Below are 19,460 nucleotides of genomic sequence, written 5' to 3'. Positions count from 1 at the left end.
TCCATCACCTGGGAAGGGATGATGCAATGTCAGATGCAAAGACGTTGGCCCGCAGGAGGTCCTGGCGGTCGGGGTGGGTCTTGGCTTTTTCGTAGTTGTCAATGAGAGCCTGATACTGCTCGTCTGTGATCTTGCAGCGGTAGCTCTCGTATTTTTCTCGTATGTCGGGGACCATGCGCCCCTGACAAAAGTAGGAGCCCAGATAGTGATTATCAGAAGACAGCCAGGCAAGTCCTGCCTGCTCCAGCTTGCGGTAATGATTCTCATCACCGCCCAGGCCGCAGGTGCCAAAAAAAGCCACATTGGAATCGTGGAGAGAAGAGATAAGGTCTATGACCTCCATGCTGCAGGTGCCGCAATTGGCCCAGTAGCCAATAAAGTAAGTATGGGCTTTTAGTTGTCCTGTCCACTCTCTTACATTGATGATCTTTTTATCGTTATCGCTGCCGGGAAGTGCGTTAAATATTTCCCGGGCGATCTTTTCGGTATTTCCGCTTGTGCTTGCATACACTACAAGATAATTTAACATAGATGCCACACTTCCTATGAACCACATGTCGATAGGGTAAGGATGTATATCGACATGTCAAACATCATGTTTGGAGCAATAATGTATGTACCCGGATATAGCATACATTCTTGGATAAAACATCCAAGAATGTATGCAAATAGGCCATTTGAGAGCGGCTAGGGCCGCTGGGCCTATTTGCCAGCAACATGTTCTCACGAAACACGCAGTAAATGCGTGTTTCTGAAGGCTAATCTAATAATACATACAATTACATACATTTTGTATATCGGCTTAACAGCAGAGAATAGGTACTCCGCCGCCCATGCATGCATTACATACCATGAGAGTGCAGCAGAGCCTGCCGCAGTCCACGGAGCCTGTAACGGGGTAGCCGTAGAAGGTGCTCTGGCGGTTGTACCAATCGCCGCCGGAGGAGAGTCTGCTTACCAGTTCTCTGTATTCCGCATTGTAGGGTTCCATCTCTGAAGCGGTGCGGGCGTGGTTTAGAGCGGTGAGGTTATTGCCGGCTCCGCTGTTGGCAATGGCTGAGTAGTAATACCAAAGAGCTGTCTTGTTGGAGATAGAGGACAGGAGGTTTAGTGCCTGAGCAAACTGCCTGCTCCTGATAAAGTTTGCAGCTGCTCTCATATGCAGGCTGTCTTCATCGTCTTCTCCTGCAGAGCTGCTCTGGGAACCGTATGAGGAAGAGTATCCGCTGCCGCTATGGCCATAGCCTCCAAAGGAGGATGCAAAATCGCCAAAGGAGCCGTAGTCATATCTGCCGCTTCCTCCATAGGATGAGCGCTCGCTGCGTTCTCTCATGATCTGTTCATAGGCCTGCTGTACCAGTTTGAAGAGCTCCTCGGCCTTTTCTTTATTGGGATTATTAACATTGGTATCCGGGTGGTATTTTCTGGATAATGTCCTGTAGGCCTTTTTGACCTCATCGTCTGTAGCAGAGGAAGTCACCCCCAGTATCTTATATGGATCCGACATTGGTCTGATCCTCCTTATCTTTGACTGCTTTTGCCAGGCGCTGTGAACGCTTGGCATGTATCTGATTATAGGATGTCCATACTCCTGAATAGAGGATGTTCCTGATAAGCTCTGCGTTTTTGATCACCGGCAGCAGCTCAAAGGCTTTGCAGGCTTCGGAGATCATCATGGTCAGCAAAGTGCTGCAGTGGTCATCAAAGTAGGATGGGCTGCTGCGCCAAAGGGGTTCCAGGGGATTGTAACAGCCCTTTTTGATGTCCTTTTCCACATCGTCCCAGGCATCCAGTATATAGATGAATTTACCCAGGTAGAAGCCGAGCCTCCGAAGGGTGGGAGCCCATTCGTCATCCTTGTAACAGAAGATCTCTCCAAAGATCTCGCCAAAGAGCCCGGAGACCTTGTCTGTTTCTTCGTCGCTGTAACTTAAGTGATCGCCCGAGATCCTGGACGCTTCTTCCAGTTCATTGATCCGTGTCAGGCCTTCTCTTATGATGGCGGCTTTATCGGGATGACGGCTCTTAGCCTTTTTGACAGCAGATCTTAAAAGCTCTGAATATAGGAGCTTGCCCGCTTTTTTTTCATCCTTCCAGTCATCCATGCATTTGTAATAAGCAAGGAGTACATTCATATCCGCAGCGTAGCGGGAGAATTCATTGGTCCTGGTATCCTGTTTGATGATGGGATGGACGACGCAGTGTGTACGCCCGGTCTCCTCAATAGGCTCATAGAGCCCTGAAAGGAGCATGATCAGAAAAGTCAGATCGTAGGTGAGAGTAGCCTGACCGCTCAGGCCGTAGTCGGCCTTTAGCATCCTGCAGAATCCGCAGTAATAGGCTCTGTAGAGATCGTAATCCTTGAAGCGCAGCTCTGGTTTGTTCACAGTGATATATCCAAACATGATGATAGCCCTGCTTTAGGAGAATTTACGGAATTCATGCCTGCACCTGGGACAGCGGACCATGATCTTTCCTTTGCCCCTGGGGATGCGGATCTTCTGCCCGCAGTCAGGGCATTTGTAGATATGATAATGCATGGCCTGTGATATCTGCCTTTTGGACTTGTCTATGCCGGGGAGCAAGCGCTGCTTATAGCTTACAAAGAGCTCATTTTCCCTGTATCTCTTGGATATGTTCTTGCTAAAGAGTCTGAAATATGCATAGAGAAAGAGGATCAGCTCCAGCACATCTACTATAGAGGACCTGATGATGAAATTGGCAAACATGAGTATCACGATCCCTGTGAAAAGAAAACGTGACAGGCTGTCAAAGCCGTACATGATATATCTGCCCTGCATCGCCCTTATAAAATTGTTGCGTAAATTGTAAAGTGTGTTCCTGAAATTCATAAGTCTAATTGCCTCGCGTCTATAAAAAATCCAAGCAAAAGGTATACCAATAGCAGACTTTGTCCGAATATGTTAAAATAGAACTTCGGATAAATGCGCTATTAAAAGCATTGTTTCTGTATACTATGTCATTTTATACATGAACAGGCTAAATTACAATGAATGCGGCATTAACAAATCTAAAAAAATGCTAAACCACAGCGTTTGGCATGGAGGACAAGATGCAGATCATTATCGTAGGGTGCGGTAACGTGGGAAGGACTCTCACAGAAGCGCTGAGCAAGGAAGGCCACAATATCACCGTGATCGAAGAGGACAGTGATGTAGTAAAAAAGGTGGTCAACCGTCTGGATGTCATGGGTATTGTTGGAAACGGCGTAAGCTTTTCTATTCTCAAGGATGCGGGGATAGAAACTGCAGACCTGATGATAGCCGTAACAGATTCTGACGAAAGGAATCTTCTGAGCTGTCTTATAGCCAGAAAGGCCGGCAAGTGCAACACTATTGCCAGGGTCAGAGGCCATGAATATGCCAAGGAGATTGGCTTTATCAAGGATGAACTGGGACTGTCCATGGTCATCAATCCCGAGTATGCACTGGCCAGCGAAGCAGCCAGGCTCTTAAAGTTCCCATCTGCAAATAAGATAGAGACCTTTGCCAAGGGCAAGGCTGAGCTTGTCAGGATGACAGTCTCCGAAGATTCCAAGCTCTGCAACAGGAGCCTTAAGGATATCAACAAGGAGATGAATCTGCCTGTTCTTATAGGTATGGTAAAGAGAGGGGAAGATGTATTTATCCCCGATGGATCTTTTATATTACATGACAAGGATGAGATATCTGTAATAGGTACACCCAGGAAGATGATCGCCTTTTTCCGCATGATGGGTAAGCCTACTGCAGGAGTGCATTCCGCTACCATAGTGGGAGGCGGCCAGACCTGTTTCTATCTGGCGCAGATGCTCTTATCCTATGGGATCAATGTAAAGATATTCGAAAACGATCCGGCCAGATGCGACGAGCTGGCTGCAGCTCTGCCGGAAGCAGTTGTTATAGAGGCGGACGGAACCGACAGAAATGAGCTCCTGGAGGAAAATCTGGCAGGTACAGAATCCTTTGTGGTACTCACCGGTGTGGATGAAGAGAATATCATGCTCTCACTCTATGCAGCTACCGTGACCAGGGCCAAGAGGATCATCAGAGTACACAGGCCCGGCTACAACGAGCTCATAGGTACACTGGATGTGGGAAGTGTGCTCAATCCCAGAAATATCACTGCCGAGAAGATATTGCAGTATGTCCGCGGCATGACCAATTCACTGGGTTCCCAGCAGATAGAATCTCTCTATCGTATGTATGGTGAGAGAGTGGAAGCCATAGAATTTGTGATCCCTGCAGGCAGTCCCGTCACCGGTATCCCCCTTGCAGAGCTAAAGATCAAAAAAGGCGTACTAATCGCCTGCATCAATCACGAGGGAGATATCATCATGCCCACAGGTTCATCCAGGATCCAGGCAGGTGATTCCGTGATCATACTGACTACTCATATGGGCTTTGATGAAATAGAAGATATACTGGACAGGGCTCAGTAATGGAGGCGACATGAATTATGATGCTATTAAGTACGTATTGCTGAGACTGATACGCCTGATGGGTGCACTACTTGTGCCTCCGCTGCTGGTGTGTCTTTATTACAGAGAATGGATAGATGCAGCAATTTTTGCAGCTGTCGCAGCAGTATGTATATTGATCGGATATGTAACAGCTATCAAGGGCAAGACAGAAGGTAAGGCTTTCTATGCTAGAGAAGGTCTGGTGATCACAGCCTTTGCATGGATCATCTTTAGTCTTATTGGTGCCATACCCTTTAGCCTGACAGGCTCTACAGATAATTACCTTGATTCGGTATTTGAGACTGTATCGGGATTTACTACTACAGGATCTACTATCATGACTGACCCTTCCGTGCTGGGACATGGTATCCAGTTCTGGAGATGCTTTACCCACTGGGTAGGAGGCATGGGAATACTGGTATTCCTCCTTACTATCATGCCTATGACAGGTGGCTACTCCATGCACCTGATGAGGGCTGAAAGCCCGGGACCTACAGTGGGCAAATATGTGCCCAAAGTCAAGGATACTGCCAAGATCCTCTATGGGATATACATAGGCATCACTGTGACTGAGACTATACTCCTTATGATCAGCGGATTGTCATTGTACGAGGCGCTCTGCGTTACCTTCTCCACTGTAGGAACAGGTGGCTTTGGATTATATCCTGCAAGCTGCGGAGTCTATTCGGTAGCCTCAAGGACCATCATTACAGTGTTTATGGCTATGTGCGGTATCAACTTCAGCGTCTACTATTTCCTTCTTAAGAGGAAATGGAAGGAAGCCTGGAACTGCGATGAGATGAGATTCTATCTCATGACTATCTTTGCATCCGCTCTGCTTATCTCCTGGAATGCCATGAGGGCAGGGATATTTGATGCTTTTGGAGAAGCCTTTCATCACTCGCTCTTTACTGTTACTTCCATAATGACCACTACAGGATTTGCGTCCATTGATTATAACGGTTGGCCACAGTTCTCCAGGACCCTGATCATAATATTGACCTTTGTGGGAGCCTGCGCAGGATCCACAGGCGGTGGCTTCAAGATATCCAGGATAGTGATACTGGTCAAGAATGCCCGCAATGAGATCCACAGGGCTATCCATCCCAAGAGTGTCCACAAGGTCAACATGGATGGACATGTGGTAGAAGAGGATACAGTCAGGAGTGTAAGTGCTTATCTTGCAATATATGTTATGGTATTTCTCATATCCTTCCTGTTGGTAGCTTTCTTTGAATCTATCAGTGTGATAGATATGGAGAGATTTGATTTTGAGACCAACCTGACAGCGGTTGCAGCTACTCTCAACAATGTAGGTCCCGGACTTAATCTGGTAGGACCTGCCGGAGGCTTCCATGATTTTACCTGGGCTTCCAAGATAGTTCTGATATTCGATATGCTGGCAGGAAGACTTGAGCTCATGCCCATACTCATCCTGGGCAGCAGGCACACCTGGAGAAAATGACAATAGTTAGATCAGAGTGGCCAGAGCACATCTGGCTGCTATGATCAGGAATAAATGCATAGGATAGAAAAAGTAAAAGAGGTATTTCAGCCTGCGGCTGATAAAGCCTCTTTTTCCTTTGTAGAAAGTCATAAGGAAAAAGGCAGGAAAGGACCAGAGTTCAAGGCCTTCGAACATAGCTATGGCAAGGAAGATATAGGAGGCAGTTGCCTGGACTATTCTGTCATGTCTTAACATGTAGAGTATATAGATAAATATAGTACCAAAAAAACTGTAATCACTGTGTATCAAATATGCCACAGTAGAAAGAACTGCCAGGGGTATGAGAGAAAGAGCAAAGGCCTGTCTGATGTCAGGAAGGCGATCTGAGATAAACTCAGTACACCATATGATAATAAGACCCAGCGCCAATGTGAAATAGATGTTGGAATCAGTGTCAAAGGCCTCCTTGTGGTCAAAATAATAATCCCAAAAGCCGGACCTTGTCCCATCGTATCGGCTATTTAATGCTAGGTCAAAAAAGGGCTCGGAGATCAGAGAAAAGGTCAAAAGACTGATCAGATATCTGAGCCTGCTGCTGGTATGGACAAAGCCTTCTACAAGAAGGAAAGCAAAAATGGGAAATGCAGTGCGTCCTATGGCGCGGAGAGATATATAGACATCTTCTATATTGCTGTCGTCCACAAAGGGAACAAGGTCCAGGCGCCTTTTGGAATAGAGATACAGCAGTATCCCCACAGCTATATGGTCTATGAGCATCACAAGCATAGCCATTACCTTAAGGGCAGAGCCTGAGATCTCCACATCCGGACCGCCGCTGCTATTGCTTATCCGGGATACCGGCCTTAGATCCCTGCTGCTGTCATTATGATCACTATCTGTAATTTCTCCAAAAGATAATAGTCCTGAGCACATATTCTTTCCCCCTTTCCCATCATACTATCTGCCGGGGCGAGGGTCAAAAGAGTTTTGGTAATTGTATGTTAGTGGCTCTGCGGCTATAATATTCCTAAAATGTCTATCGTGTTAAGCTAAGGGGGACTGATTTCTCATGGAAAAGATCACAAATATGACGGTTGATGAATTCTCTATGCAGCTTGCGGCTAAGGTGCCGGTCCCGGGCGGCGGCGGCGCAGCAGCTCTTGTAGGTGCTCTTGGAGCAGCTCTTTGCTCCATGTCAGCCAATTATACATATGGCAAAAAGAAATATGCAGCCTATGACGAGGAACTAAAGGCTATACTTGATGAGTGTGATAAGCTCCGCAAGGGGCTCCTTGACCTTATACAAAAGGACGCAGACGGCTTTGAACCTCTGTCCAAGGCTTATGCCATCCCCGCTGATGCTCCCGGAAGAGGAGAAGCTCTGGAAAAGGCAACCATAGATGCCCTTGAAGCTCCCATGGAAATGCTCAGAGCAATAAAGAGAAGCGTAGAGCTCCTTGAGAGAATGGAAGAGATCGGCTCTCCCCTTATGATATCAGATGTGGGCTGCGGCGCTGCCTTGGCATCGAGCGCATTAAAGAGCAGCAGCCTCAACGTATTTATCAATACAGGTTCATTAAAGGACAGGGCACTGGCAGAGAAGCTGGAAGCAGAAGCAGATGCCATACTTGCAGACTATGTGGCAAGAGCAGACAAGATAGCAGAGAGAGTAACAGAAAAGATTAGATCCTGATAAGGATAGAAGGTGCGAAGCTGCACTTTAAACCTGCTTACAGGTTAAAGTCAGGCTGATGGGAGGAAGGAAAATGGCTGAAATATTAAAGGGAAAGCCCGTGGCAGATGCCATGGATATAGAGACTCAAAAGCTGGTAAATGAGGCGGCTAAAAAGGGCCAAAAGTCAAAGCTTGCCATCCTGAGAGTAGGAGAGCGAAGCGATGATCTTGCTTATGAGAGAGGCGCAGTAAAAAGGTGCGAGAAGCTGGGCATAGAAGTAGAGAAGGTCCTATTGCCTGCAGATTGCAGCCAGGCAGATCTGATGGCTGCTGTGAAGAAGCTAAATAAAGATGAGTCTGTACACGGAGTCTTGATGTTCAGACCTCTGCCTTCGCAGCTGGATGAGAAAGAGGCATGTGAGAGCCTGCTTCCTGCCAAAGATGTGGACGGTATCACTCCCGGCTCAATGTCATACATTTATTCGGGAAGCGGCAGCGGTTTTGCCCCCTGTACTGCAGAAGCAGTGATACATATGCTCAGGCACTACGGCGCATCGCTGGGCGGCAGCAGGGTGACAGTAGTAGGAAGGAGCCTGGTTATAGGTAAGCCTGTATCCATGCTCCTGATGAAAGAGAATGCTACTGTGACAGTATGCCACAGCAGGACCGCTGATATGCCCTCTGTTACAAGAGGCGCAGATATAGTGGTTGCAGCTCTTGGAAAGGCAGAATTTCTGGGCAGTGAATACTTTAGCGAAGGCCAGACTGTGATAGATGTGGGCATCAACTATAGCCATGCCAAGGAAAAGCTGGTAGGCGATGTAGACTTTGACAAGGTATCGGAAATAGTGGCTGCTATCAGCCCTGTACCTGCGGGGGTAGGCTCTGTTACAACAGCAGTACTGGCCCGTCACGTGGCTGAGGCTGCAGTGCGCAAAACAAAAAAATGAAGGCAATTTTAATTGGCAAATTACATTTCTGGATTAAATCTATTAACAATGGCAAACTGCGCACTCCGCTGCGCAGTTATGCCCCGATAGGTAGATGTGGCAAGTGATTTGCCCATTGCCGAAGGCAATTTATAATGGCAAATCACATTTCTTTTTTTCTGTTTACAGAAAAAAAGAAAACCCTGCAGATGGGAGGTCCGCAGGGTTAAAAGAGGACTGATGGAAGGAAAAGGGTTATTGGGGGGAGGAGTCCTTCCACCGTCACTTTCTATATCGGAAGGCAATAACAAAACTTTAGAGGTTTTTAAAATAATATTCTATTTATGACAAAATCATACAAGGCCAGCAGCAGGCGGGCTTTGGAAGATTATGGGGGCATATATGCTGACAAGACCTATATCTGAGAAGGATGATAAGGCTATAGCGCAGATCATAAGGGATAATCTCAAGGCTTATAAGCTGGATATCCAGGGAACAGCGTATTTTGATGAATGCCTGGACCATCTGAGCAGCTATTATCTTAAAGATGCGTCCGGGAGCTTCTACTATATCCTTGAGGATGATGATGGAAGAGTCATAGGCGGAGCAGGTATTGCTGAGATTGACTATTTTGACCAATGCGCAGAGCTCCAAAAGCTCTATCTGGCTGATAGTGCCAAGGGGAGAGGCCTTGGCTGTAAGCTGATGCGCCTCATAGAAGATAAGGCTCTGGAGATTGGATATAAGAGGATCTACCTGGAGACTCATTCCAATCTGGAAGAAGCCCTGCACCTCTATGAGAAGATGGGTTATAGAGAAATAGAAAGGCCTCGTCAGGTAGTCCACGCTACCATGGACAGGTTCTATATAAAGGAGATATGTAAATGAGTGACAACATAAGTCTGTTATTCCCGGATAAAAAGCTGGACTATAAAAAGCTCAGCGACGTAGCAGTACATGATATAGGCATGGACAGCGTGATAAAGGGGCTCTCTCATAAGGAAAATGAGCAGGTCTATATCATGAATGTCATGAAGTTGATGAGTGATGATCCCTATAATGCGGGTTACAGAGCCGATGTATTTGACGACCTCTACCAAAATAAGAAGATGAGAGAGGAGCTTTTAGAGCTTCTTGATAAGATCAACTTCCTCAAAGAGTATGGCAGCTTTAAGAGAGACCATACCAAGGAGCCGGGGATCTGGGATCTCATGCACAGGCTGGATGAGATGAAGGATTATATCGAATGCATAGAAGCTATCTATAAGTGCCTGTCGGATACTGAGATTAGATCTGAGGGCCTTTTGAGGCTGAGGACCTATGTGGACCGTGTATATCATGATAATGCTCTGGCAGATCTAAAGAAGGATATTGCTGAGCTAAAGTCAGATACCAGAAATATCAAGAGCGTGACTGTAGGCATCAATGTAAATGAACGCTTTGAGGCTTCCGGAATAGGCGTCATATCCATAAACAACAAGCCCTTTACCAAGTCTCCTGTTGTAGGTCACTTTCTGGACAAGATCACCGGAGGAGAGGGTGTACATAAGGGAACAGAATGGGATGGCAAGTTAAAATATGAGCAGTTTACTGCCAAGGGCTCAGGCTCCCCTCAGGTAAACTTCATTTTCCCTCCCCTTAGTCCCCAGGCACTTATGGGTATCAGGGCTATCTCTTCTGCAGAGGACAGCGAGAGACGTGTCACCAATTACATGGACGAGATCGCAGGCAGGATGCTGAGCAAGACTGTCAAGCATCTGAAGGAAGTCCTGGGCAAATATACCATGTTCACTATCACCGACATCACAGATCTGATGCCGGAATTTATCTACTATATCAGATGGGCTGAGTATATCGAGAAATTCTCATCCAAAGGCTTTGCCTTCACCAAGGCTGAGGTAATGGAAGATAATGCCTCTGATAAAGGCATGGAGGCTGAGGGCATCTATAATCTCAAACTCCTGGAGGATGGTACCTTGGCAGGAGATGTGGTTGCCAATAACTTGCAGTTTGAGGATGATAAGTGGATATATATCCTGACAGGTGCCAACAGAGGCGGCAAGACTACTATCACACAGGCAGTGGGCCAGCTCTTCTTTATGGCGCAGGGCGGCATATATGTGCCCGGCAGCCGTTTTTGCTACAAGCCTGTAGATGGTATCTATACTCATTTTCCAGCAGATGAGGACAAGACTCTGGATCTGGGAAGACTGGGAGAAGAGTGTAAGAGATTTAAGGAGATATATGAGGAGTCTACGGACAAGAGCCTACTCCTCTTAAATGAGACCTTTTCCACCACCTCTTTTGAAGAGGGATACTATATTGCCAAGGACTGCGTAAAAGCTATCATAGGCAAGGGTGTGAGGACCATCTATAACACCCATATGCACAAGCTGGCCTATGACCTAGACGAGATCAATGAAGGCGCAGGTCGCTGCAAGGCAGCATCACTGGTCGTTCTGAACAAGGGCGAAGAGAGATCCTATGAAGTAAAGGTAGCTCCTCCGGAAGGCAGGTCATATGCCGATGACATCGCGAGGAAATACGGCGTGACCTACGATATGCTGACCAGTCAAAAATAAGCAAACAGGCGTGTGGTTCAGAAGATAAGGATGTGTATCCTTATGTGTCCGTAAACATAATAATGCAGGTGTCAAAAAGAGTATTTTGGCACCTGCATTATCTTATATAGATGGTATAAATCTTTAATAACTATAAGTAGCAATATAGTCCATACCCGATGGAGCCTGGGGATGGTGGTCATATCTTGTCAGAAGAGGGGTAACACCTTCTGTGGCCATTTGGGCCTCAAAGTGGTACATAGCAATCCCAAGGTCTATGACCTGCAGGTCATACGATGGAGTTGAAAAGCCTTTATCATGCTTAACATAGAAGACAGCCTTGTGATCGTCAGCAATGACCCTCCAGGGCTGTTTGTTTACAGCTGAAGGTGCAAGTCTTACAGCTTCCAGGGCCTTGTAGATGCCAAGCTCTTTTGCCCTGTCCTCTGTAAGAGGAGTTGAGAAATCGCCGGTAAAGAAGAGCTTGTCAAAGGGCAGACGGCTGTCAGCCTTGACTCCCTTTCTCATCAGGATTTCTTTTACAGACATTTTGCCGGCTGTAATGCCCAGTGGACTTACGCAGGGCATAATCTCGCCATCTGCAAGATCAGATGCCTTTTCAAACTTATCTCTTGGCATGGTGCCACCGATCCATACTGTACCCAGTCCCAGCTCGTGGGCGTGCATCAGGAGCTTTTCAAAGCTATAGCCAAAAGCTTCATCTGAGTGCTCTACCTTATCTACAACTGCGGTCACATAGTATCTGTCTCCTGAGAGAACAGGGCTTGATAGATCATGCTCTTTGGCATCAAGGAATACAAATCTGACCTTGACGCCATATGGATTGGCTATTTTTGAGGCAAAGCTCTTTAGTTCATCGAGTATATTGCTGTCGGGTAGCTTGCCATCAAAAGATCTGACACTTCTTCTGTTTTTGCACAGTTCCAAAAAATCGTTCATAATAATAATTCCCTATATATCGATACAAATATAATTGAGTGCAATCATTATTATAAACATATTATCAGATAAAGCAAGATTATTTTTTGCCCTACCTCATTCTTCTCTGTCAACTTCCCCTCCCATTAACGGAAGTGCCTCGTTATTTTGCGATAATTATCTCTTTGAGAACTTTTTCATTGCCTTAAGTGCTGTGTTTGTGGCATTTCTAGGACGAGTTGCTGTTTACCTGCTGCGTACGGTAGAAAGCTCAGGGCTACTGTATGCTGCTGGTGGCAACTTTAATAACTGCGATCAAAAATAATACTCTTATTTTATTTTCTACTCATTAAATCTTTGTCTGTCTTTTGTAAGATTATCTTCAAATTTTCCTTACTATAGCTCACTTCTTTTTCTTTGGAGCAGGTAGCTCTTCATACATCGCCTCTAACAGATTGCGAAGAAACTCTTTGTTCTCAACATTATCGACAAGGAGCATCTCCTTCGCTCCCTCGTATGGAAGTTCCAGACCGACTTCCGGCATCATTTTCACAGCAGACTTTACAGGCTTCACAAGAAAACGGTCATCATAAATGCCACCGACTACTTTTCCACGATAATAGATGATGTATTCTCCAATCACCGCCGCTCCGTATTGCTTCCATCAACGGATAAAGCATCATCATTGTCTTAGAACATATACCGTATCCATCTTGATTCACAGGACAGCCATATGTGCAGGTATACTTATCGTCGATTTCTTCTCCGTTTCTGCAATATCGCTCAGTATGATCCCCTCGAAGGAATCCCACAACCTCTACGGTAAATTCATACTCTTCGTCAAACCATTTCTTCATAATCCGGCCTCCGTCACACTATCCAAACAGCATATCTGCAGCCTTTTCCAGTTCTCTTCTCTCTTGAGAATCATCATAACCGCTTTCCTTGTCATCAATCCCCTTTACCGGATCGATCAAAAACAGGCCGTCACGGTTGCAGTAGAAGAATATCCTTCTGACTCCCCTGATCTTAAACCGTGCTTCAGCGCTCCCTTCCGGATAGAGCTTCACCATCTGCATATCATCGGATGAAGCCGCCGCCACAAACGAAATATAATGCTCCTTTGTCATGCTGTGATCGATACGCACATAATATTCATCTTCAACACGCTCGATAAAGACCATGTGACGCTCATCTGTTGGTTCCGCCTCTAAAGGCATGAGCTGGATACCGTGACAATGGATAGCCGCCTCCCCCATACTGTGTATCACATTACCGCAGATTGGACAAACATAGAACTTCGACCGCAGCATATTTGCGGATACATTCGCATTGTGAATGGTATTACCCGATATCAGCTCTGTAACTGAAATCTTAAATGCCTTCGCTATAGGCTCCAGCAGAGTAATATCCGGCAATCCTCTCAGGTTTTCCCATTTTGAGATACTTTTGTCAGTTACTCCCAGCCTTTCTGCCAGCTGAAGCTGTGTCATCTTGTTCTTTTCTCGCAATTCCTTAATAACTGCACCTGTAACATATTGGTTCATTTTCGTTCTCACCTCCATGCATAGATTGTAAATCAGTTTTTCTAATGATGGTACCTACGGAGAGTAGAGTTGAAGTTATTATCTTCCGATATATCTTTCTTAGCGGAGCACACGGGACTTAAACCAAAGGTTCACAATGTACCCACAGCTCTAATTAATCCGTTATTTCTCCTCCAGCCTCTCTAAGATCAAACAATGAAACGATCTTAAACTCTTTCTTTTCAGTATCCACATCCCTAAACCAGATGCTTCCACTATTGATACATGCGCCCTGCCAGTTCGCCCATAGATCTGATATGTCCCATGATGCAAGTGCGGTCATCTCTTCCTCATTAAATGCTTTTTTAAGAATAGGTATGCTTATCGTTATTCATTTTACTAAAATGTTTATGCCATCGGTAGGATTTCCTCACATATTGCACGGATCTCTTCACTGAAAACAGTATCTTTTGGCCAGATGAAGGTAAAATCATGTTTTACCCTAAAGTCGTCAAGGGGGATTGTTTTCAGATATCCGGACTGCAGTCCGGATGCAACCGCTGCTTTATATAAAAAGGTGATGCCACAGTCTTTTTCAATAAGGCTTATTATGGCATGCATGTTCTCCACCTGGATAAAATTCCTAAAATCACTTGTAGAGTAATTGTTCAAGGCAAGAGCTCTTTCTAATATATTGCGCGTTCCTGAACCGGGTTCTCTTATAAGAATTCGCTCGGGAAAGAGATCTTTTATCACGCGCGGTTTCTGAGTGAAAGAGTGCTTTGCCGAACAGACAGAAACGAACTCTTCTTTGCTAAAAAGCAGCGTTTCATAATCATTTTCAGGAAAATATCCTTCTACAAGTGCAAAATCTATAACCCCCTCGGAGAGTTTTTTAAGAAGCTCCGATGTGTTGCCAAATGTAATCTTAAGATTAGTATCCGGGTGATTTTTTATGTAATCACTGATCGGATCAGCAATTATGTATTCTCCTATGGTCATGGTGACACCAAAAGAGATGTCTTTTAAGCCATGGTTATTCTGTGAAAGTATTTCTTTGAGACTTTCATCATCATTTTTTATCTGATTCATTTTTTTATACAGGAGTTTTCCGTTGTCAGTTAGAAAAAGTTTTTTTCCATCCTGAGTAAACAGCTTTGTCCCGTATTCATTTTCAAGATGATGTATGTGTTGAGAAACAGCGGGCTGAGTAATATTCAGCTCCTTAGCCGCCTTGGTGAAATTGAGGTGTCTGCAAACGCAGAGGAAAGTATCTATTCTGAAATCCAGCATAATCAGTTCTCCATAACAATAAAAAATATTTATGGTTACATAATAATATATAATTTTATCTTTTTCAAAAGACAGAATATAATAAGACCTGCGAAATAACAGATTAGAAAGTGAGAGAGGTCTTGAGATGGATTTTTTGAAAAAGAATTATTTGGGAATAATCGTATGCTTCACTATTGCAGTTCCTTCATGGCTCCTGGGAAAGCGTTTCCCTGTCGTTGGCGGAGCGGTGATTGCAATCATTCTGGGCATGATAATAGCCCTGTTCTGGAATGACAAGGGGAAGGCGGCTGATGGAATAAAGTTTACATCAAAGATAATTCTGCAGGCGGCTGTTGTCCTCCTTGGATTTGGTATGAATCTTTCGGTCGTTCTTCAGACCGGAAAACAGTCACTTCCTATAATTATCTGCACGATTTCAACATCGCTTATCCTATCATGGATTCTTCATAAGGTTATGAATATCAAAGGAAACACAGCTACTCTTATCGGAGTTGGCTCATCAATATGCGGCGGCTCAGCAATAGCAGCTACGGCTCCTGTCATTGATGCGGATGATGATGAAGTGGCACAGGCAATTTCTGTGATATTTTTCTTTAACGTGCTGGCAGCACTTCTTTTTCCTTCGCTGGGAAAGCTTATAGGTTTTGATATCACAACAGGAGAGGCTTTCGGTATTTTTGCGGGATCTGCAGTTAATGATACTTCTTCCGTCACTGCAGCTGCATCAACCTGGGACAGCATGTGGAACCTGGGTAGTCAGACTTTGGACAAGGCAGTTACAGTGAAGCTTACAAGGACATTAGCAATCATTCCGATTACACTGGTTCTTGCTTATCTGAGAGCAAAGGAAGCAAAAAAGGATGGAAGCACCACCAACGGTTTTAGCTTCAGGAGAGCATTCCCGATGTTCATAGTGTTCTTTGTTCTTGCTTCAATTATCACAACACTTTGCTTGGGAATGGGAGTACCTTCGGATATTTTTAAACCTCTTAAAGAACTTAGCAAGTTCTTTATCATAATGGCCATGGCTGCTATAGGCCTGAACAGCAACGTGGTCAAGCTCATTAAATCCGGTGGAAAGCCGATACTGCTTGGTGGCTGTTGCTGGGGCGGAATAACAGTTGTAAGCCTTGTGATGCAACATGTAATGGGGATATGGTAAAGACCTGAGTCTGAATAAAGTTCCACATTACGGTTCTCCCTTACAGCACTTGCCGGTGGTTTCATTACAGAGAGTTTTTATAAAACCACAGAATTCCTTCATGATGTCCGTGTTTATTGAATAGTAGTGCCACTTACCTTCTTTCCTGTCTTTAACCAAGCCCGAATCCACAAGTATCTTCATGTGATGAGAGAGAGTCGGCTGTGTAATATCAAACTTTTCAAGAAGCTTACATCCGCATTTCTCCTGATCAGAAACCAGAAGAACCGGACATGAGATTTTGCACTCTCTGTTGTCATTCATAAAACCAGCGTATCCAATACCCATCCTGTTCAATATTATGTGCATAAAACAAGGGCGTTTTCACGCCCCTGCCTATTGCACTATCAGTTATTCATCTCTCAGGTCTTAGATTATTCCTATTAAGATTTGGACTTTGCTGCTCCTTCCTCTGATCAACTATCGTCTGGCTTTCTCTTAGCTTTTGCAAAATGCTTGTTTTAGCCTTTTCAGCTACCTCAGGCTTCTTGGTCTTATCCCACCATTCCTTGAATGTTCTGAAGGCTTTCGAGACTAGTTTTCCCAGTGTGGTTTTAGGATTTTCGAGTGTTGCGTATCTCATGAATTCCTTTTTCATTTCTGTATTTACCACTGAGTCCACATATTGGTTAACTGTGCTTTCAATGTCCTCCTTCATTTCTTTAGCCGTTCCGTCCAGAGCTTCAATCTGTGTCTCCTTCTCCTGGCACTTATCTTCCAGCTTTTCATATTCTTGCTGCTTTAGCCTTAAGTAGAATTCTTTTGAGAAGTCGCTATTCCTTCCTTTTTCCTTTGGCTTTAAGGTTTCATCTCCAAAGATCTCCGGGTGGTCTATCATCTGATGCTCTACAAAATCGTGCATTAGATCTTGTATTTTTTCTAGTCTCTCCTGATCAAACGCTTTTGTTTTTGCCACCTGTTTGCTTAGTCCTCGTTTGTATCCTGTTGCTACCGGAACTCCTACTACGTGCATATGAGGTGAATCCTCATCCAAGTGTGTTACCGCCGATGCGATTTTGAATTCCGGAACTATCTCTTTTACATATTCAAGCTGATCTCTCAAGAGTGGCTTCATTGCATTCCACTGCTCTCTCGTCTTATCTGCCCAGAATTCCTTATCCCCTACTTGGAGAATTACCTCCGTAGCCACATCACTCTTTTTACTTTCGGATACATACTCCAGATAGTCAGGAATCTGTCTGTCACTTCTTTTACCTTTGTTGTATTCCGCAAGTGCCTCAGAGAATTCCCTTTCATAAATCTCTTTTACATCATCGAGAACATTTACTTCACTCCCGACTTCCACTTCGATCATTTCTTCGTTATACTCTTCGCTTTGAAATAATCGAAGATTGTGTTTGCTCACCGAAACCACATCTCGCGTTTTAGTGAGCGAATGCTTCTTACATGAAATGTGAAATGTCACTGTTATCATAAACAAACTCCTTTCGTAATATTTTTTTGCCGCCGGCAGGCCCCTCGGAGAGCCCCCGGATAATGATGTGTAATGTCATTATCCATAGGGGGTTACCCATAACGACACGTTATGGGGAAGCTCGCTCCGCTCGCCTGCCAAACCATTCATTCCTTGGCTGATTATTACCGGAGCGTGTCACGCTCCCGTTCAAACCATCAAGGGAAATCACCATCTAAAATCCCTGTGCATTCCCACCATATCGAGGTAGTCCTGACGAGCTTTTTCCCTCTCCTCTTCTGTGGGTGCTGTCTTGAACTTTGAATAGATTTCATGCCTCACTAGTTTTTCCATCTTGTCTTCAAGTTCTTTTTTGATCAGATTAGTATCTTCGTCAAACTCAAAGACCAGTAATCGTACCAGCCTTATAAATAATTCTTGTGATATCTGTACGTTTTTCATTCGTCCCTTTCTTCTAGTCCGCAACAATGCAGTGTCTTTATCTTTTTACAACCTTGCAATCTTAAGAGTGTAACTTCAGATACCTTACATTGTTGCGGTCTTGATTATCATTCGTTCTCTTTCAATATCCAGTACCAGGTATTGTTGATTCTCCTGGCTTTTATCCCAAGTTCATTTTTGGCTATCTCCAGAGTTCTTTTTGATATATCCTCTTCTTTAGCCAGTTCTACTGCCTCGTTACTTGGGATCATATTATGGTCTTCAGCCAATTCTCTCAGAAGAGCTATCGCCTTTTCCTGCTTATTCGCTTTCGGTGCAATTCCTCCGAGAACTTCGTCTGCGGTTATTTCATAATCTCCAATCCACTCGAATCCCTTTTCTGATAATCTGAAAGCCTTTGAATGTCCAAATGCTGCTAAGTTGTTCTTTATTTGGACTATTGCCCTTAGTTCCGGTTCTCCTTCTATCCTTCCTACCAGCAGGACACTTCTTGCTACTGCGTAGAAGTCAATTGATCCCATCCCTCGATAAGCTGCCTTGTTTCCGGAAGCTTTGTTCATGTGTCCGATTAGGATGATTGCACATTTATACTTCTCCGCCAGAGCTCCCAGCTTCTTAGTCATATCTCTTGCTTCGTTAGCTCTATTCATATCCATTCCGCCTCCGAGATATGCCTGTAGTGGATCCATAATCAAAAGTTTTGCTCCAGTCCTTATGATTGCCTGTTCAACTCTCTCATCTACCATTGATAGCGATTTATCACTCTCATCTATCACATGGATTTTGGAGCAGTCAGCCCCGGCACCTTCAAGTCTTGGCTTTACCGTATCAGCCAGTCCGTCTTCTGCTGTCTGATATATGATGTTTATTGGTTCCTCACTCTGCAGACCTGTATCTAACGAAATTCCTTTTGATAACTTCGCTGCTGCATTTAGTACAAAAGTTGTTTTTCCATCCCCGGGATCTCCCTGAATGATGGTAAGCTTTCCATATGGTATAAACGGATACCATAGCCAGGAAACTTCTTCAGCTTCTACATCTGACATCTGGATAAGCTTTAATTCTGGTTTGCTTGTTTCCATTTAGATTCCTCCAATCTTACTTTTTTGTTGAACTTGGCCGGAACCCTTGCTATACTTTATTTAATCGAATTCACAAAAGCTCCGGCTTTTCATTTACTCTCTTGTTACCAGCAAGAGAGTTTTTTCTTTTTAGACTGCTTCTGGACTAAAGTATCCAATCTCTTCCCACACCTTTCTATCTGGACAATAGTAGTTGTATTCACTGGAATTCTCTTTCTTCATGGCATATCCAAATTTGAATATTCCCTGTTGGATTCCAATTCTTACAAACTGCGCATCTTTGTGCATTGCCTCAGCGACCTCGGCTATAGGAACATTTCTACCGGTAAATCTTGGTAGTTCTACATATAACTTTTTGTCTTCCATACTTTTCACCTCCTCCCTTTTAAAGTACGAATTATCAGTTCGTATTTTGATAATACGTCTTAGTAGTTCATTTGTCAACACAAAATATGTATTTTAAATTC

21 protein-coding genes and 2 pseudogenes are annotated in these 19,460 nt (G+C 44.5%); 7 read left to right on the top strand and 16 right to left on the bottom strand.

Features of this window, described 5'->3' with window-relative positions:
- Nucleotides 1-4: 4 nt before the first annotated feature.
- The 4 genes from G636_RS17125 to G636_RS0103095 form a co-directional block, all read right to left on the bottom strand.
- Nucleotides 5-529 (bottom strand): flavodoxin family protein, encoded by a 525-nt coding sequence (locus tag G636_RS17125; RefSeq protein ID WP_035778632.1) that lies wholly within the window; start codon nucleotides 527-529, stop codon nucleotides 5-7.
- A gap of 273 nt (nucleotides 530-802) precedes the next feature.
- Nucleotides 803-1,507 (bottom strand): J domain-containing protein, encoded by a 705-nt coding sequence (locus tag G636_RS0103105; protein WP_026506827.1) that lies wholly within the window; start codon nucleotides 1,505-1,507, stop codon nucleotides 803-805.
- Nucleotides 1,491-2,405: a DUF5685 family protein gene (locus G636_RS0103100; protein WP_026506826.1), complete on the bottom strand. Its 915-nt coding sequence runs from the start codon at nucleotides 2,403-2,405 to the stop codon at nucleotides 1,491-1,493. Before G636_RS0103100 ends, G636_RS0103105 begins: the two co-directional genes overlap by 17 nt.
- A 15-nt stretch (nucleotides 2,406-2,420) precedes the next feature.
- Nucleotides 2,421-2,852 carry a zinc-ribbon domain-containing protein gene (locus G636_RS0103095; protein WP_242826909.1) on the bottom strand — a complete coding sequence of 144 codons (432 nt, stop codon included), beginning with the start codon at nucleotides 2,850-2,852 and terminating at the stop codon, nucleotides 2,421-2,423.
- Between the two features lie 221 nt (nucleotides 2,853-3,073).
- On the opposite strand from G636_RS0103095, the gene trkA reads away from it, so the two are divergent.
- Together trkA and G636_RS0103085 are read left to right on the top strand one after the other, a co-directional pair.
- Nucleotides 3,074-4,441, top strand: coding sequence for a Trk system potassium transporter TrkA (gene trkA, locus G636_RS0103090; RefSeq protein WP_026506824.1), 1,368 nt, complete (start codon nucleotides 3,074-3,076; stop codon nucleotides 4,439-4,441).
- A gap of 10 nt (nucleotides 4,442-4,451) precedes the next feature.
- Nucleotides 4,452-5,927, top strand: a complete 1,476-nt coding sequence (locus tag G636_RS0103085; RefSeq protein WP_026506823.1) for a TrkH family potassium uptake protein — start codon at nucleotides 4,452-4,454, stop codon at nucleotides 5,925-5,927.
- Nucleotides 5,928-5,933: 6 nt separating this feature from the next.
- Here G636_RS0103085 and G636_RS0103080 read toward each other — a convergent pair whose 3' ends face one another.
- Nucleotides 5,934-6,842, bottom strand: a complete 909-nt coding sequence (locus tag G636_RS0103080) for a TraX family protein (protein ID WP_026506822.1) — start codon at nucleotides 6,840-6,842, stop codon at nucleotides 5,934-5,936.
- Nucleotides 6,843-6,978: 136 nt separating this feature from the next.
- On the opposite strand from G636_RS0103080, the gene G636_RS0103075 reads away from it, so the two are divergent.
- From G636_RS0103075 to G636_RS0103050, 4 genes are all read left to right on the top strand, one after another.
- Nucleotides 6,979-7,602: a cyclodeaminase/cyclohydrolase family protein gene (locus G636_RS0103075; RefSeq protein ID WP_026506821.1), complete on the top strand. Its 624-nt coding sequence runs from the start codon at nucleotides 6,979-6,981 to the stop codon at nucleotides 7,600-7,602.
- Nucleotides 7,603-7,675: 73 nt separating this feature from the next.
- Nucleotides 7,676-8,533 (top strand): bifunctional 5,10-methylenetetrahydrofolate dehydrogenase/5,10-methenyltetrahydrofolate cyclohydrolase, encoded by an 858-nt coding sequence (locus G636_RS0103070; protein ID WP_026506820.1) that lies wholly within the window; start codon nucleotides 7,676-7,678, stop codon nucleotides 8,531-8,533.
- A gap of 381 nt (nucleotides 8,534-8,914) precedes the next feature.
- Nucleotides 8,915-9,400: a GNAT family N-acetyltransferase gene (locus tag G636_RS0103055; protein WP_026506819.1), complete on the top strand. Its 486-nt coding sequence runs from the start codon at nucleotides 8,915-8,917 to the stop codon at nucleotides 9,398-9,400.
- Complete coding sequence (locus G636_RS0103050; protein ID WP_026506818.1) at nucleotides 9,397-11,094, top strand: MutS-related protein; 1,698 nt, start codon at nucleotides 9,397-9,399, stop codon at nucleotides 11,092-11,094. The genes G636_RS0103055 and G636_RS0103050 overlap by 4 nt, the downstream gene beginning before the upstream one ends.
- A 123-nt stretch (nucleotides 11,095-11,217) precedes the next feature.
- Here the strand turns inward: G636_RS0103050 and G636_RS0103045 are convergent, their stop codons facing one another.
- The 6 genes and pseudogenes from G636_RS0103045 to G636_RS0103025 all read right to left on the bottom strand — a co-directional run bounded on the left by G636_RS0103045 (nucleotide 11,218) and on the right by G636_RS0103025 (nucleotide 14,831).
- On the bottom strand, nucleotides 11,218-12,033 hold the full coding sequence (locus G636_RS0103045; RefSeq protein WP_026506817.1) for a nitroreductase family protein: 816 nt from the start codon (nucleotides 12,031-12,033) through the stop codon (nucleotides 11,218-11,220).
- A 382-nt stretch (nucleotides 12,034-12,415) separates the two neighbouring features.
- Nucleotides 12,416-12,658, bottom strand: a pseudogene (locus G636_RS17120) (TfoX/Sxy family protein); the annotation flags it as partial.
- Nucleotides 12,651-12,869, bottom strand: a pseudogene (locus G636_RS21140) (TIGR04076 family protein); the annotation flags it as partial. The pseudogenes G636_RS21140 and G636_RS17120, both read right to left, overlap by 8 nt.
- A gap of 18 nt (nucleotides 12,870-12,887) precedes the next feature.
- Nucleotides 12,888-13,559 (bottom strand): helix-turn-helix domain-containing protein, encoded by a 672-nt coding sequence (locus tag G636_RS17115; protein WP_081668237.1) that lies wholly within the window; start codon nucleotides 13,557-13,559, stop codon nucleotides 12,888-12,890.
- Between the two features lie 154 nt (nucleotides 13,560-13,713).
- Entirely contained in the window at nucleotides 13,714-13,881 is a 168-nt protein-coding gene (locus G636_RS20195) for a hypothetical protein (protein ID WP_015550812.1), read from the bottom strand.
- Nucleotides 13,882-13,946: 65 nt separating this feature from the next.
- Entirely contained in the window at nucleotides 13,947-14,831 is an 885-nt protein-coding gene (locus G636_RS0103025) for a LysR family transcriptional regulator (protein WP_026506816.1), read from the bottom strand.
- Nucleotides 14,832-14,958: 127 nt separating this feature from the next.
- Between G636_RS0103025 and G636_RS0103020 the strand changes: the two genes are divergently transcribed.
- Entirely contained in the window at nucleotides 14,959-15,996 is a 1,038-nt protein-coding gene (locus G636_RS0103020; RefSeq protein ID WP_026506815.1) for a YeiH family protein, read from the top strand.
- 27 nt (nucleotides 15,997-16,023) lie between these two features.
- On the opposite strand, the gene G636_RS0103015 is transcribed toward G636_RS0103020, so the two are convergent.
- The 5 genes from G636_RS0103015 to G636_RS0102995 all read right to left on the bottom strand — a co-directional run bounded on the left by G636_RS0103015 (nucleotide 16,024) and on the right by G636_RS0102995 (nucleotide 19,359).
- Nucleotides 16,024-16,299 (bottom strand): ArsR/SmtB family transcription factor, encoded by a 276-nt coding sequence (locus G636_RS0103015; protein ID WP_242826908.1) that lies wholly within the window; start codon nucleotides 16,297-16,299, stop codon nucleotides 16,024-16,026.
- Nucleotides 16,300-16,390: 91 nt separating this feature from the next.
- Nucleotides 16,391-17,470 (bottom strand): plasmid recombination protein, encoded by a 1,080-nt coding sequence (locus tag G636_RS0103010; protein ID WP_026506813.1) that lies wholly within the window; start codon nucleotides 17,468-17,470, stop codon nucleotides 16,391-16,393.
- 207 nt (nucleotides 17,471-17,677) lie between these two features.
- Entirely contained in the window at nucleotides 17,678-17,911 is a 234-nt protein-coding gene (locus G636_RS0103005; protein ID WP_026506812.1) for a hypothetical protein, read from the bottom strand.
- A gap of 107 nt (nucleotides 17,912-18,018) precedes the next feature.
- Nucleotides 18,019-18,993 (bottom strand): AAA family ATPase, encoded by a 975-nt coding sequence (locus tag G636_RS0103000; protein ID WP_026506811.1) that lies wholly within the window; start codon nucleotides 18,991-18,993, stop codon nucleotides 18,019-18,021.
- A 129-nt stretch (nucleotides 18,994-19,122) separates the two neighbouring features.
- Entirely contained in the window at nucleotides 19,123-19,359 is a 237-nt protein-coding gene (locus tag G636_RS0102995) for a hypothetical protein (protein ID WP_026506810.1), read from the bottom strand.
- Between the last annotated feature and the right edge of the window lie 101 nt (nucleotides 19,360-19,460).

Origin of the sequence: Butyrivibrio sp. MC2013 (genome assembly GCF_000424585.1) — a bacterium.
Lineage (GTDB): Bacteria > Bacillota > Clostridia > Lachnospirales > Lachnospiraceae > Butyrivibrio.
This window is presented reverse-complemented; position numbering and strand designations above follow the sequence as displayed.

What these genes read in the sequence shown, in the direction of transcription:
- G636_RS0103100 (WP_026506826.1), bottom strand. Translation starts at nt 2,405, where the DNA reads ATGTTTGGATATATCACTGTGAACAAACCAGAGCTGCGCTTCAAGGAT.
- G636_RS0103010 (WP_026506813.1), bottom strand. Translation starts at nt 17,470, where the DNA reads ATGATAACAGTGACATTTCACATTTCATGTAAGAAGCATTCGCTCACT.
- G636_RS0103045 (WP_026506817.1), bottom strand. Translation starts at nt 12,033, where the DNA reads ATGAACGATTTTTTGGAACTGTGCAAAAACAGAAGAAGTGTCAGATCT.
- G636_RS17125 (WP_035778632.1), bottom strand. Translation starts at nt 529, where the DNA reads ATGTTAAATTATCTTGTAGTGTATGCAAGCACAAGCGGAAATACCGAA.
- G636_RS0102995 (WP_026506810.1), bottom strand. Translation starts at nt 19,359, where the DNA reads ATGGAAGACAAAAAGTTATATGTAGAACTACCAAGATTTACCGGTAGA.
- G636_RS0103080 (WP_026506822.1), bottom strand. Translation starts at nt 6,842, where the DNA reads ATGTGCTCAGGACTATTATCTTTTGGAGAAATTACAGATAGTGATCAT.
- G636_RS0103050 (WP_026506818.1), top strand. Translation starts at nt 9,397, where the DNA reads ATGAGTGACAACATAAGTCTGTTATTCCCGGATAAAAAGCTGGACTAT.
- G636_RS20195 (WP_015550812.1), bottom strand. Translation starts at nt 13,881, where the DNA reads ATGACCGCACTTGCATCATGGGACATATCAGATCTATGGGCGAACTGG.
- G636_RS0103015 (WP_242826908.1), bottom strand. Translation starts at nt 16,299, where the DNA reads ATGAATGACAACAGAGAGTGCAAAATCTCATGTCCGGTTCTTCTGGTT.
- G636_RS0103000 (WP_026506811.1), bottom strand. Translation starts at nt 18,993, where the DNA reads ATGGAAACAAGCAAACCAGAATTAAAGCTTATCCAGATGTCAGATGTA.
- G636_RS0103005 (WP_026506812.1), bottom strand. Translation starts at nt 17,911, where the DNA reads ATGAAAAACGTACAGATATCACAAGAATTATTTATAAGGCTGGTACGA.
- trkA (WP_026506824.1), top strand. Translation starts at nt 3,074, where the DNA reads ATGCAGATCATTATCGTAGGGTGCGGTAACGTGGGAAGGACTCTCACA.
- G636_RS0103095 (WP_242826909.1), bottom strand. Translation starts at nt 2,852, where the DNA reads ATGAATTTCAGGAACACACTTTACAATTTACGCAACAATTTTATAAGG.
- G636_RS0103055 (WP_026506819.1), top strand. Translation starts at nt 8,915, where the DNA reads ATGCTGACAAGACCTATATCTGAGAAGGATGATAAGGCTATAGCGCAG.
- G636_RS0103075 (WP_026506821.1), top strand. Translation starts at nt 6,979, where the DNA reads ATGGAAAAGATCACAAATATGACGGTTGATGAATTCTCTATGCAGCTT.
- G636_RS17115 (WP_081668237.1), bottom strand. Translation starts at nt 13,559, where the DNA reads ATGAACCAATATGTTACAGGTGCAGTTATTAAGGAATTGCGAGAAAAG.
- G636_RS0103025 (WP_026506816.1), bottom strand. Translation starts at nt 14,831, where the DNA reads ATGCTGGATTTCAGAATAGATACTTTCCTCTGCGTTTGCAGACACCTC.
- G636_RS0103020 (WP_026506815.1), top strand. Translation starts at nt 14,959, where the DNA reads ATGGATTTTTTGAAAAAGAATTATTTGGGAATAATCGTATGCTTCACT.
- G636_RS0103070 (WP_026506820.1), top strand. Translation starts at nt 7,676, where the DNA reads ATGGCTGAAATATTAAAGGGAAAGCCCGTGGCAGATGCCATGGATATA.
- G636_RS0103105 (WP_026506827.1), bottom strand. Translation starts at nt 1,507, where the DNA reads ATGTCGGATCCATATAAGATACTGGGGGTGACTTCCTCTGCTACAGAC.
- G636_RS0103085 (WP_026506823.1), top strand. Translation starts at nt 4,452, where the DNA reads ATGAATTATGATGCTATTAAGTACGTATTGCTGAGACTGATACGCCTG.